Raw genomic sequence first — 14,485 nt, forward strand, 5'->3', positions numbered from 1 at the left:
GGTGGTAAGGCAGTGGAAAGCGGAGTATGGCCGCTTAAAAAACGATAGGTTTCATCGCCCAGACTGGGTAATACAAGGTACTGATCTGATAAAAGCCGTCGGCTTCTCCAGCCAATACGGCAGCTGCATTCTGAAATAGATGCTTATTGGCTTTATTGCGTGGGATCACACCAGGGTTACCCGCTTCCCGCATGCGGCAGTTTTCGGCGGCTGTATCGAAATCCATCCGTTTGCAGCCTCCGGCAAATAAAGTCCATTTGTGCAGGTTGCCCGGACCCATTGCCCACGCCATACTCAGAATAGCTAACTGCGCGTCGGCAGGCCAGTTGTCGAAATTCTGAAAAGGAATCTGTCGCTTCAGAAAGCTTTCATTCTGTTGAAGTCGCTTCTGGATCAATTTGTTGATGGCGTCTTCGCTGAGTTCGAGATTCGTTAGTTTGGCACAGGCCCGATGGTGTAATTTAGCCAGTTCCTGTTTGCCTTTCAGTAACTTCCATTCTGCTTCAATAACGTTTGTGGCGGCCGGTGCTCCAGGCGTGGTGATCCCTGGTTTGTTTTTATATTGAAAGGGCAGGCTCAGAGCGGCACTGATCGGGTCAATAAGATTACCTACGCCTACGGTAACTAATCCCAGAATATCGAGGTACATGTAGGGGACTACCCCTTCGAACGGTTCATTGAACGCCCGAAATGATTGATTGACGCTGGTGTGCATACGAGTAAGTGGTTAAACGGAATCTGACCGCACTAAATCGGCTATGTTTTTTTTCGGAATCGTGCTCCGTTGAAAGTGCCCCGCGTGCCGCAGTACACCTCTTTGCACCGACCTTCCGAGTCGGTTAGGGTCAGGACCGACCCTTTGATGCGCAGCATAAGCTGGCAGGGCTTCGTTGCGTCGAGCCCATCGGTTGCCAGAACTAACTGCCCGTCGGTCCAGGTTGCCTCACCTTCCAGTTCACAAATCTGTCCTTTGTCATAACTCATCAGAACAGTCACGTTCGCATCGGCTGTCTGACTTCGGGAAATGCGAATTTTATTGGCTCGAGTAGTGATTGGTTTACCTTTTCCCGGAAGGCCAACATAATTGCCGAAAATAGTTGCTGGTGGTTTCGCGGCCTGTACCGGCAACCAGGAGAGCGCAAACAGGCTTGCACAGAAACTCAGGGACCGAAGTAAACGCAGCCATTTGGTTCGTGGCTGTTCACTCCATTGTCGATCACATCGGTTTGGGGTCTTCATCCGTTTCGTTCTATCGCTAAGCCAGTACCATACTGGTCAGAAAATCAAGAATAGCATCTGTATCGTCCCGGATCAGTACAGTTTCTGCCGACACGACTTCCGTAATATGGCTCCGCTGTAGACCCGGTAAATAGACTTGACTAGCACCGCCCCACAAAGCGATTTGACTGGTAAAATGGCGTGAGTACGTAACACCGTCCTTACCGTACCCTTTTTCGGTCTGCGGGCCAATAGTTCCCGTAAACCCGTACACATCCTGACTGATGCGGACGATCAGCAACGAGTTCAGTCCATTCCAGTTGTGCAGTACCGCGTTGCGCTGCCGAACGCACTCCAGTAGTGTTCTACCCGTTCTTTTGCTGTAATACAGGATATCAAACAGGTCCTCCATAGTACCCCAATAAGGCGACGCCCGGCCAGTAGGGTTGAATACATCCCAATCCGTGAATTTATACAGTAGTGTCCCGGCTCTAATTTGTTCATGGCGGGCTATCAGCCCGTTGAATGACTGACGAACGCTGGTGGCTAGCTGATCGAACGTCAGCGATTCATTAAGTGCCATAAAGTCAGTGCGTATGGACGCCAGTTTCCGGCAAGTCTTCGGCTTGCCGGAAACTGGCGTCTGCCAAACTATCGTTTCTACTCGCGTAACAGCTTCAGTTTCTGGCCGTTCACGTCCAGGTCGCGGGAGCAGATCGTGAAACTCTGTGTACCCGAACCGCTGCCCGACAGGCTGAACGATTCGCTGAAATTGATGATGGCCGAATGATCGAATTTGATCGTGCGTAATTCTTCGCCCTTCTGGTTTTTTAGTTCAATACTACCACTCACGTCGTCTTTATGCGGCAGCACCATCAGCTCAATGATCTTGGCATCGGCGTTGCGGGTTTCGATCGAAACGTCGATGTTGCCACCGAATACTTCGGACGTGGTTTCGTTGGTGTTTGGATTTACGTGTTGGTGAAAGCTGTAAGAAAGAGAGAGTACTTCGAACTCTTTGCCGTCGATTTTGAGGGTTGACTTGTGAGCCATTGTCGTAATTAGTTTTTGCGTGTAAGAAAAATGAAATGAAACGGTACTGGGTTTATTGTTTTAGGTCCGCATCCCACTGGCCTTTGGTGCCGGTCAGGTTGATTTCGAACACTTTAGCCGGGAAGTAAGGCTTAAGTTTCACGTTTACGATGACGTGCGTTGGATTGGTGGGATGCCGACGAATATCGAGCCCGCTGTAGTCCTCGATGATTTTGCCCGGCCCCCGGATCGTCGCTAGGAAATTCGCTACCTGCGTTTTTATTTCCTGTAGCATCGAGTTGTCGATATTCTCGAACGTCCGGCGGTTCAGGAAGTCCTGAAACACTTTCCCGATCCAGTCGAATACGCGCACGACGCTGTAGGTTTGCAGGCCCACGTTATCGCCGTTGAACAGCGTTTTGGCCGAGAACGGAATTACCCGGCCGTACTCGTAGACCATCGGAATCAGGCCCTTATCTTCGAGCTGGGCGATCTCGCCTTTGCGCATACTGAACCGAACACCACTGGCCATTTTGAGTTTGCCATGCTGCACCCCTGCCGATGGCTGTGCGATGTGACCACCCCAGAGCATACCGGCCAGCGCCATAGCGGGCGATACGTAGAGGTGCTCCTCCTGCCCCAGTTCGGTGTACGCTTCACGGCCTACAATCCAGTTGCAGGGCATCATCACGTTGGCTTTGTGCGGATCGGCTCCGGTCAGTTTGTCGCGTTCGAACGTCGCTTCCACACTATCGGGGTCGTCCAGGTGCCGGTAATCAGTCAGGAGCATAACCTTGTTCTGATGCGCCAGCGTAGCCCACTTGTCAATAATGGTATTTTTCTTGAGCCAGCCGGGTAGAACCAGCAGTGAATAGTTTTCGGAGAGGTCCAGTTTGTCGTAGCCATCGCGCAGTTCTTTGGCGACCTGCTCGAAAATGCCCATCGGATTGCTGAACCCATCGGCATCGGTGGTCTGGTCATTACCGGCATCGAACAGGACGAGGTTCTTTACTTTTTCGGATTCGGCATTTTCGAAAAATAACGACAAAGACCGATACGAGGCTTCCAGTTCCTCCGTTTGCGTCAACACGTTCGCGAGGTTCTTCTTGAGCGTATCGCTGGCAGCGGTGGCCTTCTGCTCGGCCTCCGCAATCATATCGGCTACATTGTCGTGAGCGGCCAGCAGAGACGCGAAATCCTGTAGTCGTTTCTTGAGCTTTTTGCGATCGGCCTTATTCTCTTCTTCGGTCAGGAAGATGCTTTTACGCGCTTTCTTGGACGGGTCCATATTTTCGGTGCCGTCCACGATCGTTTTGATGAATTCGAACCCGCCGTATTTGGTCAGCTGCTGCACGCTTTCGGTCAGCGAGCGGGTGGGCTTGGCCTGCTCGACCACGCGTTCTTTCAACAGGGGTGCATTCTCCTTAATCTGTTCGTCTTGTGCCATGAGTCGTATACTGCATTTTAGGGGATGAGTGGGGCCGGATGGTCAGTTAATTGGCCTCGTCGAGTTCCTGGGCCAGCGTGTTCAGCGCGTCGATGAATGCCTGTTTGGCCTGCGGATCGGCCAGTAGTTTCTGGAAGGCTTTGTTCGACATCAGCCGCTTGATCAGGCTTTGGTAGTTGTCTTCCTGGGCCTGGAGGGACTGCAAAAACGCACTCTGATCAATGATGCCCTGTTTGCTGAATGCGGTCAGATTCTGGAAAAACAGCGTCTCGTTCACGTCTTCGCCGTCTTCCGTCTCGTGCGTAACATCGACTTCCGGCTGAAACGTATCGAAAGCATCCTGCAATTTCTGAACCCCTTCAACCGGGGCCTGGCTCATCGAATCGGCGGTAAATTTGCCGACCATCGCCGTTTTGTTTTCCTGGAGGAATTTGATGGCCTCGCTGGTTTCTTCGGGGATAATAACTCCGCCGATCTGGGGTTTATTGACTGCCATGCTACTGATTTAGTTTAAGGAAGTAGACTATTGATTAGAGTAGATTGTCCATCAGACGTATTCGCTTCGACCAGCTGGAGGGTTTGTAGTCATCGCTGTCCGTAACGCCGATGGGGGAGTCGGCCGCCTGCACGACTTTGGCCGTTTTGCCGCTCATGTACACCAGGCCAATGTGATGCCAGCCATTTTCGGTATTATACTGGCCAATAACATCACCGTTGAGCACATCGGTCGGGTCCGTAACTTCCACAAAACCGGCCATATTCGGGTTCGTCATGAGCACTTTGATGTCGAGGCCGAACGCAGTTTTGGGTGCCCAGAACTTGGCGATGCAGTAATTGACGAAGCCAATACAGTCGAAATGTTTACGGCCCGCGCAGGGTTCCCCCCAGACAATGCCGTTGTTTGCCTTCCCGATGGGTTTGATTTTGCCTTTGAGTGAGTAGGTGCGGGGTGTCACTTTGTTCTGAAGCACCGCTGTTCCGGCCCTTAGAAAATCGTTGACCTCCTGTACCGTGAGCTGAGGGAAGTTGTTACACGAACCCGCGCAGGTATTGCGGCCATTTATGTCGGTAAAAGCCGTCTGCACGTAGGGTTCGTTTGGGGCAAACGAATCGGTCAGCATTTTCGCGGTAGCGGGTTTGTATTGGGCTCCATCCGAGAGGCCCGGTGTATTTCCGGCAGATCCCCATAGGTAATGCGCTTTCCCCACATGGCTTCGGGCCTCGTCGACAATGCCTTGTCGCTGAGCGAGTTTGCCCTGGGGCGTCGACATTTTTTTGGTCACGTTGACGGGGATCGGGAGGGCATATTCGTAGATACCTGCGTAGGCATGCAGAATGGTCTGCCCCGGTTTTAAGGCAGTCAGGTCGAAATAACGCATGCCATACTTCCTGGTCTTTTCCTGCATCCGGACCAGACTCTGATCAACAATCACCCCTAAATCGTTGCCATAGAAATCACCACCAAATAAGCCAATTGCTCTTTTCTGACCTACCTGAAGGGGACAGTCAACGAGCGGAAGTGCGGTTGCCGCATCAAAAAAATGTGCCATAAAGCTGCGTGTTAAGGGTACCTGGCGACGAGTTACCTGTACTGAAAACTGTAATTGGTTAGTCGGATTTTTTTCTGCTCCGGAAACGCTCGCTTGAGTAAGCGGTTCAAACGGGCTTATTTGGGTATGGGGCGATAAAACCACCAGCTTCCACCCACGGAGATGCTATCCGTATTTTTAAAGTAGAGTGTTGTCTTCTTGACCGGACCGCCATCCGGAACGTTCTGTTCGTACACAACTACTTTGCCATTCGCGCCGACCGAGGCTACGATAGCCGTATGCCGCGGTTCTCCACGGGTTTCTTCCCACCAGCTTCCATCGGCTGCGTCGACATGCACGGTATAATAGTTAAACTGAACAATATCACCCGCCTGTAAATTCGCCAGTGATACCGACGTTCCCCATACATAATCGGCATCGGAATTTACCCCATCAGCCCCCATAATATCGTTCGATGTTTTGGCCTTCGCATTTTTTAGTGCCGTTTCCGCCAATGTCCAGCACTCGCCATCGCCAACCCGATGGCCGACTTTGTTAGCCGCGTAAGCGACAATTACTTTATTGACTCCCATTGCTTTGATTACTTAACTGGTCTTTTTTATGGATAGAAAATCGTAAACACGCGAGAGAAAATGACACTTCTCAGTAGGCTAGCTGCTTGTCATGCCTCGTTTTGTTTGTATCGTGTGCTAGCGATGATGATTAATTATGTTAACGTCTCCCGCGATCAGGTTTAACTTCGCTTTAGGTGTAGGTAATGGGTTGTTAGCTAGCGATTTGCGTTGTTTCAAACGTCAGTTCGCCCGCGTCGTTGGTAGTCAGGTGCAGATGACTTCCCTTGCCAATCTCGCCCGATACGATCATACGGGATAGCGGTCGTCGGAGTCGGTTGCGGATGACACCCCGCAGGGGACGGGCACCGTATTTGGGGGTGTATCCTTCCAGGGCGAGCTGCTTCCGTACGTCGTCGCTTAGGGTTACGGTAATGCCTTGCTTCTCAAGCGTTTTCAGGAGCGATTGTAGCTGAATGGTAAAAATGCTGACAATGGCCGCTTCCGAAATTGGCTGGAACGGAATGATTTCCGTCAGTCGACCGAGAAACTCCGGTCGGAAGAAACGACCCATAATATCGAGTAACTCGTTAGACGTTGCAATCTCACCCTTTGCCGCTTTTTCGACCACGAAGTCGGAGCCGATATTTGAGGTGAACAGGACGATAGCGTTCGAGAAATCACCCTCTCGGCCAAGCCGGTCGTGCAGCATACCCTCGTCCAGAATTTGCAGAAAAAGGTCGAATACTGACGGATGCGCTTTCTCGATCTCGTCGAAGAGTACTACTGCAAAGGGCTGCTGCCGAATCTTGGTGACCAGTAACCCGCCGTTTTCGTAGCCGACATAACCCGGCGGTGCGCCGTAGAGCAGAGCGGCCGAATGTTCCTCCTTGAACTCCGACATGTCGAATCGGATCAGCGCCCGCTCATCGTTAAACAGGAAATCAGCCATCGATTTCGCCAGCTCGGTTTTGCCGGTTCCGGTCGGTCCGGAGAAGAAGAACGAACCAATCGGCTGACCGGGACGACTCAGTCCGGAGCGATTTTCCAGAATAGCATCGGCAATGATTTTTACCGCATGATCCTGACCCACAACGAGTTGTTTTAGATGTTCATCCAGTGCCAGCAGTTTATCCCGTTCTTTCGACTGAATTTTGCCGAGGGGAATACCGGTTCGGTTGGCGACGACCGCGGCCACTTCGGCGGGCTCGACCTTATCGCGGACGTGCTGGCCAAGCGTTTCGAGTTTGGTCAATAACCCATCCAGATGATCGCAGAGCGCATCCGGCAGTTCAAACGATTCGGTCATTAATTCTTCCTCAACCTGTCCCAGCAAGACCGGGCTCAATCGGTTCCGCATCTGGCGTTCAAACCACCTAACGTTGGGCATATACGTTAAGGGGTCGTGCGTGTCGGTTTGCTGACGGATGTCGGTTAATTCCGTTCGTAAGCGATCGATTTCGGGTTGGGTCGTTTCAGCCGCCATTTTCATAGCCGCCATCGTTCGGTCGATGAGATCAATAGCAGCATCGGGAAGTCGACGATCTTTCAAATAGCGTTTGGCCAGTCGAACGGTCTCAGCTACGGTTGTGTCGGCCACGCCAATCTGGTGATGTTTTTCGAACAGGGGCAAGATGGTCTGCACCATCCGGGTGGCTGTTTGTTCGTCGGGTTCGTCGACGGCCAGCACCTCAAAACGACGGGCAAAGGCTTCGTCTTTTTCGAGGTATTTGCGGTACTCGTCGTTGGTCGTTGCGCCAATAAGCGTCAGTTCACCCCGTGCCAGTTCGGGCTTCAGGAGGTTGACCGTCCCAACGGCCCCACCGTTCGGGTCGAGCAGGACGTGGATTTCGTCAATGAACAACAGGGCGCGGTCAAATTCTTTCAGATCGGCCAGAATGCCCTTCAGCCGGTCTTCGATTTCACCTTTGTAAGACGCTCCGGCAATGAGCGATCCCATATCCAGTTGAAACAAATGCGCATTTTTGAGGTGGGGAGGAACATTGCCCGCCACAATCTGCTGAGCTAATCCTTCGACCAGGGCCGTTTTTCCAACTCCCGGTTCGCCCGTAATGATTACGTTTGGCTTGAGTCGACGGCCCAGAATCTCAATCATCTGGCGGGTTTCTCGGTCGCGCCCAACGATTGGGTCAAGTTTGCCGTCACGGGCGGAAGCCGTGCGGTCAATGCAAAATTTGAAAAGTGTTTTGCCGGTAGCCGTCGGGCTATCAGGCTGCGCGGATTGACCGTTCATGGCTGGACTACTGCTACCGCCCTTTTTGCCACTGACCGCCTGCTGAAAGCCAACTTCAACCAGCCCTTTTTCCAGTAACTGATTTTCCGTAAGTGGAAAGGATTTCAGCTGATCGCGGCTAAACGCGACATCGGGTTTACACATGGCGACTAACACCGCGAGCGGAGAAAGTTCACCCTCGCCGAGCTTCATCCGAACGACATCCGACACTTCCAGCAGGGCGCGGACCTGCGCATCGCCGGTTGGTTCGCCCGTTGAGCGCGCTGATTTGGGGTAGGTTTCGACCCGAATGTCGGCCCAGTCGCGCAGGTACGGTACATCGATTTCCCAAATGGTCAACTGTGAAGCCAGACCGACGTCATTGTGAAGGAGTCCATTCAGCAAGTGCCCCGGCGAAAAGGTCAGGTGCTGATGTTCCCGCGCAATGGCCTGAGCAATGCTGACGGCTCGTCGTAGTTCGTCTGTATAAGCAAGGGTTAGCATGGTCTGGACGGATTATTGGGCACCAAACGTGGAGTCAACTTACTGATTTGTTGCCCGTTGACTGATAGCGTTTGAGTGAGTGACGGTTTGGTTGAGTAAACGGTCTTATTTGCGCGCAGGTCATCAATTTATAATGTCGGCGAGCGACAGTGTTCAGCTAGCCGGTAGCTTTTACCTTAGTCGGAATCTGAGAAGTATAGGCAAACACCCGTTCATTAATCGATCACTTTCGCTGGAAATAAAAATTGCTGGTTAGTGACGTTAATTCCCAGGGAGTCTGTTTGTAATTCGACCGCTTGATTACCTCTTCTCTTACATGTTGACATACGTCAATTACACTTTGATTCGGAATGACTATCTCTCGAAGTAGTGCCGCTGTGTAAAGGCTATTGCGTTCTTCTACGGCCACCATCGATTTGCCCGGTCTGGTGGCATAAGCCACGACGAAACCCACAGGAGTATCTAGATCAAGGCCCAAGGGTCTGGTATACGAATGGGTGGATAGATTATCCCGGTCACTATCTATCAGAATAAGATTAGTGACGGCTTTTGCCGAGGCCATATCAGTAATAAGCTGGTGTGTTTTCAAGCCTATTTCGCCAACATCGGCGGCCGTCGTTGGGTTGGCATCAACAGGAAGGAGAAACAGGTTTTCGCCGTCCTGCACACCGTGCCCCGTGTAATACACCAAGCCAACCTGGTAGCCTTTCAATTTTGTGCTGAATTGGTGGATAGCCAACTGCATATGCGCTTTGTCGACATTCTTGACCAGCATGACGTCGAAACCCAGTTTGGGTAACAGAGCCGCCAGATCATCCGCGTTGTTGAGCGCCTGGGGTACTGCTGAACGCTGCGTGTATGAGCCGTTGCCAATCACCAGCGCCAGTCGCTTTTCAGGCGGAGACACCGGATTCGGTTGCGCACCAGCCCAACCCATTATCAGGTTGGCTAAGGCTATCAGAACTAAAATTTTCATAGGGTGTGGATAGAAAGTATGGTCAACGTATCACTTGCGCTGGAAGTAGAAATCGCCGGTGAGGGAGGTGGATTCCCAGGGCAGTTGCTTGTTGCTGGATTGTTTAAGTACTTCGGCCCGTACCTGCTGAAACAACTGAATGATGGTTTGATTAGGCGTTTGCAAGGCTTTGAGCAGGGCTGCGGTATACAATCCGTTTCGTCCGTTCCCGTCGGCGGCTGTTTTGCCCGGAGCGGTGGCATAGGCGATTACCGAGCCACTGGGAGCATTCATGGAGGCTAGCCCATTGTCGCCCCCCCGGCTCCAGCTGCGATCCAGGGGATTGTTGCGACAGGCGTCCAGTACGACAATATTGGTGCGGGTCTGCGCATCTTCCATTTTAGCCAGGATTCGATTGGCATCGATGCACTCGAATTCGATCTCGTTTCGACTGGCTGGCTGGGCATCGGTTGGCACTAAGTAATTGATTCCGCCATTTTGCACACCGTGCCCGGCATAATAGAACAAGCCTACCTGATAATCATCACGGAGCTTTTCGCCAAATGAGTTGATCGCCTGTTTCATTTTTTTGCTGTCAAGATCCGTGAACTGGAGTACGTCGAAGCCTAGCTTTTTCAGCGACTCCGCCATATCGTTGGCATCATTGACCGGATTCGTCAGTTTATTGGAACCCTCGTAGTTGGCATTGCCAATAACTAGGGCCAGCCGTTTTTCCGTTACCATCGGCGCTGGTTTGTCGAACCGGATCAGAAAGGATTCGGAAGCTGAACCGCCTTCATTTTGCGCGATTAGCCTAATGCGGTTGTCGCCCTCCCGGAGCTGAATCGTTTGCGACAGGCTCTGATCGCAGACGGCTTTGTCGACATCGGCCTGTACCTTCAGATCACGATTGGCTTGTTGCAGGTCGCCGTTTACGTACAAGCTGAGCCGGGTTAACGGTTTGCTGGTTTTGATACAGGCTTTCACGGTCACCTGATCGGTCTGGACCAGCGCACTATGACCATCGCCGACCTGAAACGTAATCTGAGGAACCTCAACCGCTTCGGGAGCGTACAGGTTCTTCGTGCTGATTTTCTGGCGGCCACTGCGGGACGTCGAAACACCAGGTTCCGCTTCCTGCGCCTGAATTCGTAGGGCGAACAGCAAATAGACAAAAATGAACAGGACTGATTTCATCGGTTTGAGTGAGTTAAAGAGTCGAATCGCAATGGGCCGGTTTGGCAGAAAAACAGCGCATCGGTAAGTAATCGATTTAACCATCATTGCTTCAGGATAACCATCTCTACGCGTCGGTTGAGTTTTCGCGTTGCTTCCGACTTGTTGCTGGCAATCGGGCGGGTAGGCCCGTAGCCCCGTGTGGCGATGCGATTGGTGGCAATACCATTTTTCACTAAATACTCCTTCACCAGATCGACGCGCTTTTTAGATAGCTGTACATTCTGGTCGAAATCGCCCTGATTGTCGGTGTGACCAGCCAGTTCGATCTCAACGGTCGGTCGGTCGCGCATAAACGTAACCAGCTGGTCTAATGCGTCCTGTGCACCCGGTAAAAATTCGGCCTGGCTCTGCACAAACTGAATAGCCTGAAGTCGATTCGCGGCTTTATCGTCCAACGCAGCCGTTGCTTTCGGGGTCGTTGCCGAATTGTTCGTGTAGAGGCTTTTAGTATTGATCTTCTGACGTACACTACGGGACACCGAAACTTCGGGACCCGCTTCCTGTGCCTGCGCAGCCAGCGCGAGAAGAAAGCCAGTTAATAGGAGCACAATGCCTCTCATGGTATCGAGCCGGTTAAAATGTACGAACCAGACCAATACCCATCGTCTGACTGGCGGGTTCAATACGCCACGCGGTACGTACCTGGTTGGGCCGACTGTTCTGGTTTGATTTACGAGCGATGGTGTAGATGATATTGGCCACGAGCAAAGCGGCTGTTGCACCCGCCACAATCGTGAAGGTTGCCCGTCGGCTATCAATGGCTTTCCGGGTGTCTTCCGCAGCATTCCATTCCGTTAATGTAGTAGCGACGGTTTTCTGGTTGTAAGCATCCACATCCTTGCTAATCCCCGAAGCCAGCACAAACGAATACGCAGCCAGACCACCCGTTGCAATCCAGCCGATGATGGGTAACGGTGATTTTTTCTCAACCCGTACGATTGGGGCGGGGGCAGCCGTGGGTGGTTTTGCCGCAACGGCGGGCCGGGTGCCAGAAACCGGTCGTACCAGCCGAATGATCACCTCGACCTCTTCGTCGTTGAGCTGGATGTTATCGCGGACAATATCCCAGTAAATTATTTTGTCCCGCCCTGACGAAAGCGTTTTACCCACGTTACCACTCACCGCCGTCGGTCGAAACCGGCGGCCCGATGAGGTTTCGATTTCGACGTACAGTGAGTCGTTGGGCTGTACACGCTGCAAGTCGTACTGAATAACCAGCCGTTTGGTTTTTTCGTCGGTTGCAATGCGGATATTGGTTGCCTGGGATGGTGCCTGCTGAGCGTACATCGACAGGCTAGTGAACAGACAGGCTAAGAGGATCGGGAAAATACGATTTCTCATGAGTTGGTGGGTTAGTTGGTAATTCCGCTGATTGCCGGATACGCGCCTACGACGGCTCCATCCTGAAGGACAAGTGGGGTGGCGTAAATCTGATCACCGGTGACAAATTCCCATTTTTTAGCCCCCGTCAGGGCGTCCAGACAGTACATTTTGCCATCCTGACTGCCCATGTAGAGCAGCCCGTTGGCAATGACCGGACTGGCGTAGGTTTCGTTGTTGGTGGCGAAGGTCCATTTCGTGGCCCCCGTGGCGGCATCGAAGGCGTAAATCTTATTGTCGCCACTACCCACATACACCAGTCCATTGCTGACCGTGGGTGAGCCGCCCACGAAACTGCCCGTTGCTGCACTTTTCCAGAGAATAGCGCCCGTCGTTGCGTTGAGCGCATAAAGGCTTTTGTCGTCGCAGCCGACGTAGACGGAGTTGCCCGCTACGATAGGGCAGGAGTTGACCAGGCTGGGGAGGGTGGCCGCCCATTTAAGGGTTCCAGTGGCCGTATTAAGCGCGTAGAGTTTTTTGTCGCTACTGCCGATGTAGACCACGCTATTGACCACCGTTGGGCTGGACAGAATGTAACCGCCCGTTGCATAGGACCATTTAAGTGTACCGTTGGTGCTATTGATGGCGTAGACCTTGGCATCGTTACAGCCTACATAGACCACGTTGTCGACGAAGGCGGGGCTGGAAATGACCTTGTCCCCCGTAGAGTAGCGCCATTTGGCATCGCCATTGGCAATATCGAAGGCCGACACCCACTTCTCATTACTGCCAATATAGAGCAGGCCATTGCCGATGACGGGGCTGCTCTCGAAACGGTTTCCAGAAGAGAGTCGGCCCCATTTGCGGGCTCCCGTCTGGGCATCGATGGCGTAGAGATAACCCGCAAAGTCGCCGACAAAGACAGTTCCGTTGGCAAAGGTGGCGCTGCTATTGACGGCATCGAGTCCACCGACTCCTCCGCCGTTGGTGATGAAGTCCCACTGTTTAGCGCCTGTGGTGGCATTGAGGGCGTAGACTTTCTTGTCTTTACTGCCAAAAATGACCAATGAATTTGACAGGGCCGCTGTTTTGAATGTTTTAACCTCGCCCAAGCCAGTTTCCGTTTTTCCGTTTACCGCTACAGTGGTGGCATAACCCCGATAGTAATACGTTGTGTTCGCTTCCAGCGGCAGTGAATAAACGTCGGTGCCAAAGGCATACAGTGCGTTGAGGTTGTAGGTCGGGTCTTTGTTGGTCATTACGGAAACTCCATTGTCGGGTTTCGGGTCGTTGTTGGTCTTCGAAAAGCAGATGCCAAATTTCTCTACCTGCGTCGGTGCGGCTTTGATCTTCATGACCAGATTTGCCTTAACACTCGTCACATCGACCGCATCGGTTGTTTCCACATCGGGTTTTTGTGCTACGGCCAGTGCTGCGGTCTGCAATGATTTTACTGCGCCGTAGGTCGTCGTGCCTGCGCCAGAGGTGGCATACGCTCGGTAGTAATAGGTCGTTCCTGGCTGAAGGCTGGCTATGGTGAGTGTAGTCGACGCACCCGTAACGCCTGTGGCCGTGACTTTACTATCCGATAAGGTAGGCGTTTGACTCGTCGGTGAATAAACTACGCCGTATTCTTTCAGCGTGACCTGACTTGCGTTGGTAACACCAACCGACACCAGCGCCGAGGTTGACGCCGGTGTACCTACCACATCCCGCGTTTCGGCTATTGGTAGCAATTCGCCCGTTTTCACCGATTTTGTTTCGCCGTAACTCACCGTGCCCGCATCTGTGATGGCATAGGCGCGGTAGTAGTAGGTTGTGTTGGCTTGTAAATTGGTTAGCGATACGGGCGTGGTGGCACCCGTGCCGGTTGCCGTTGCCTTTGAGTCTGATGTGGTTGGTGTCTGGCTGGTGGGGGAATAAACGATACCGAATTCCTTCACCGTCACGGCGCTGCTGTTCGCGACTTGCACCTGCACCTGTATGGACGTTGCGCCGGGTGAGCCAACCAGATCCAGCGTACGAACATCTGCGATGACGGTCGCTGTTTTGAACGATTGAACCTCCCCATAACCAATCAGTCCCTTATCGTTGATGGCATAGGTACGGTAGTAATACGTCATATTCGGCTGTAACCCGTTCAGCATGACCTGCGCGCTGCCGCTGGTTCCCGTTGCGACTATTTTCGTATCGGTAACGGTGGGTTGCTGATTGGATGCCGAGTAAACAATTCCGAACTCCTGGAGACTATTAGGCCCGAGGGTCTCGATGCGAGCCTCGACCTGCACCGACGTAGTTGCCGACGCACTGGCCGATCCCGTTTTAACCTGCGGCACCAGGTCATACGGGTTTAGTTTCCATTTAGCGCAGTTAGCCAGCAGCAGGCTAAGCGTTAGTAAAATGAGCAGGTTTCGTAAAAAAGAGGGCATGGATAGA

The 14,485-nt window shown here is 52.5% G+C and carries 14 protein-coding genes; all 14 read right to left on the reverse strand.

Going from position 1 to position 14,485, the window contains the following annotated elements; translation table 11 throughout:
• Window positions 1–34: 34 nt before the first annotated feature.
• Entirely contained in the window at window positions 35–715 is a 681-nt protein-coding gene (locus GK091_RS22480) for a lysozyme (RefSeq protein WP_164042218.1), read from the reverse strand.
• 41 nt (window positions 716–756) lie between these two features.
• Window positions 757–1,239 (reverse strand): hypothetical protein, encoded by a 483-nt coding sequence (locus GK091_RS22485; RefSeq protein ID WP_164042220.1) that lies wholly within the window; start codon window positions 1,237–1,239, stop codon window positions 757–759.
• A gap of 16 nt (window positions 1,240–1,255) precedes the next feature.
• Entirely contained in the window at window positions 1,256–1,801 is a 546-nt protein-coding gene (locus GK091_RS22490; RefSeq protein ID WP_164042222.1) for a hypothetical protein, read from the reverse strand.
• A 77-nt stretch (window positions 1,802–1,878) separates the two neighbouring features.
• Window positions 1,879–2,271, reverse strand: coding sequence for a type VI secretion system tube protein TssD (tssD, locus tag GK091_RS22495; protein ID WP_164042224.1), 393 nt, complete (start codon window positions 2,269–2,271; stop codon window positions 1,879–1,881).
• A gap of 52 nt (window positions 2,272–2,323) precedes the next feature.
• Window positions 2,324–3,697 carry a type VI secretion system contractile sheath protein TssC gene (locus GK091_RS22500; protein WP_164042226.1) on the reverse strand — a complete coding sequence of 458 codons (1,374 nt, stop codon included), beginning with the start codon at window positions 3,695–3,697 and terminating at the stop codon, window positions 2,324–2,326.
• A 46-nt stretch (window positions 3,698–3,743) separates the two neighbouring features.
• Window positions 3,744–4,193: a hypothetical protein gene (locus GK091_RS22505; RefSeq protein WP_164042228.1), complete on the reverse strand. Its 450-nt coding sequence runs from the start codon at window positions 4,191–4,193 to the stop codon at window positions 3,744–3,746.
• Window positions 4,194–4,227: 34 nt separating this feature from the next.
• Entirely contained in the window at window positions 4,228–5,247 is a 1,020-nt protein-coding gene (locus GK091_RS22510) for a hypothetical protein (RefSeq protein ID WP_164042229.1), read from the reverse strand.
• A gap of 116 nt (window positions 5,248–5,363) precedes the next feature.
• Window positions 5,364–5,819 carry a hypothetical protein gene (locus tag GK091_RS22515; RefSeq protein WP_164042231.1) on the reverse strand — a complete coding sequence of 152 codons (456 nt, stop codon included), beginning with the start codon at window positions 5,817–5,819 and terminating at the stop codon, window positions 5,364–5,366.
• Between the two features lie 193 nt (window positions 5,820–6,012).
• The gene (locus GK091_RS22520; RefSeq protein WP_164042234.1) at window positions 6,013–8,535 is read right to left on the reverse strand and encodes an ATP-dependent Clp protease ATP-binding subunit; all 2,523 of its coding nucleotides are present in this window, start codon (window positions 8,533–8,535) and stop codon (window positions 6,013–6,015) included.
• Between the two features lie 223 nt (window positions 8,536–8,758).
• Window positions 8,759–9,511 (reverse strand): caspase family protein, encoded by a 753-nt coding sequence (locus GK091_RS22525; RefSeq protein ID WP_164042235.1) that lies wholly within the window; start codon window positions 9,509–9,511, stop codon window positions 8,759–8,761.
• Window positions 9,512–9,541: 30 nt separating this feature from the next.
• The gene (locus tag GK091_RS22530; RefSeq protein ID WP_164042238.1) at window positions 9,542–10,687 is read right to left on the reverse strand and encodes a caspase family protein; all 1,146 of its coding nucleotides are present in this window, start codon (window positions 10,685–10,687) and stop codon (window positions 9,542–9,544) included.
• A gap of 83 nt (window positions 10,688–10,770) precedes the next feature.
• Complete coding sequence (locus tag GK091_RS22535) at window positions 10,771–11,289, reverse strand: OmpA family protein (protein WP_246202357.1); 519 nt, start codon at window positions 11,287–11,289, stop codon at window positions 10,771–10,773.
• Between the two features lie 13 nt (window positions 11,290–11,302).
• Window positions 11,303–12,070: a hypothetical protein gene (locus GK091_RS29655; protein WP_246202358.1), complete on the reverse strand. Its 768-nt coding sequence runs from the start codon at window positions 12,068–12,070 to the stop codon at window positions 11,303–11,305.
• An 11-nt stretch (window positions 12,071–12,081) separates the two neighbouring features.
• Window positions 12,082–14,478, reverse strand: coding sequence for an outer membrane protein assembly factor BamB family protein (locus GK091_RS22540; RefSeq protein WP_164042241.1), 2,397 nt, complete (start codon window positions 14,476–14,478; stop codon window positions 12,082–12,084).
• Window positions 14,479–14,485 lie beyond the last annotated feature (7 nt).

Source organism: Spirosoma agri, from assembly GCF_010747415.1.
Taxonomy (GTDB): domain Bacteria; phylum Bacteroidota; class Bacteroidia; order Cytophagales; family Spirosomataceae; genus Spirosoma; species Spirosoma agri.

Bases quoted from the DNA above. Each gene is read 5' to 3' on its own strand.
- GK091_RS22480 (WP_164042218.1), bottom strand. From the start codon at position 715: ATGCACACCAGCGTCAATCAATCATTTCGGGCGTTCAATGAACCGTTC.
- GK091_RS22540 (WP_164042241.1), bottom strand. From the start codon at position 14,478: ATGCCCTCTTTTTTACGAAACCTGCTCATTTTACTAACGCTTAGCCTG.
- GK091_RS22525 (WP_164042235.1), bottom strand. From the start codon at position 9,511: ATGAAAATTTTAGTTCTGATAGCCTTAGCCAACCTGATAATGGGTTGG.
- GK091_RS22520 (WP_164042234.1), bottom strand. From the start codon at position 8,535: ATGCTAACCCTTGCTTATACAGACGAACTACGACGAGCCGTCAGCATT.
- GK091_RS29655 (WP_246202358.1), bottom strand. From the start codon at position 12,070: ATGAGAAATCGTATTTTCCCGATCCTCTTAGCCTGTCTGTTCACTAGC.
- GK091_RS22505 (WP_164042228.1), bottom strand. From the start codon at position 4,193: ATGGCAGTCAATAAACCCCAGATCGGCGGAGTTATTATCCCCGAAGAA.
- GK091_RS22500 (WP_164042226.1), bottom strand. From the start codon at position 3,697: ATGGCACAAGACGAACAGATTAAGGAGAATGCACCCCTGTTGAAAGAA.
- GK091_RS22510 (WP_164042229.1), bottom strand. From the start codon at position 5,247: ATGGCACATTTTTTTGATGCGGCAACCGCACTTCCGCTCGTTGACTGT.
- GK091_RS22535 (WP_246202357.1), bottom strand. From the start codon at position 11,289: ATGAGAGGCATTGTGCTCCTATTAACTGGCTTTCTTCTCGCGCTGGCT.
- GK091_RS22530 (WP_164042238.1), bottom strand. From the start codon at position 10,687: ATGAAATCAGTCCTGTTCATTTTTGTCTATTTGCTGTTCGCCCTACGA.
- GK091_RS22515 (WP_164042231.1), bottom strand. From the start codon at position 5,819: ATGGGAGTCAATAAAGTAATTGTCGCTTACGCGGCTAACAAAGTCGGC.
- GK091_RS22490 (WP_164042222.1), bottom strand. From the start codon at position 1,801: ATGGCACTTAATGAATCGCTGACGTTCGATCAGCTAGCCACCAGCGTT.
- GK091_RS22485 (WP_164042220.1), bottom strand. From the start codon at position 1,239: ATGAAGACCCCAAACCGATGTGATCGACAATGGAGTGAACAGCCACGA.
- tssD (WP_164042224.1), bottom strand. From the start codon at position 2,271: ATGGCTCACAAGTCAACCCTCAAAATCGACGGCAAAGAGTTCGAAGTA.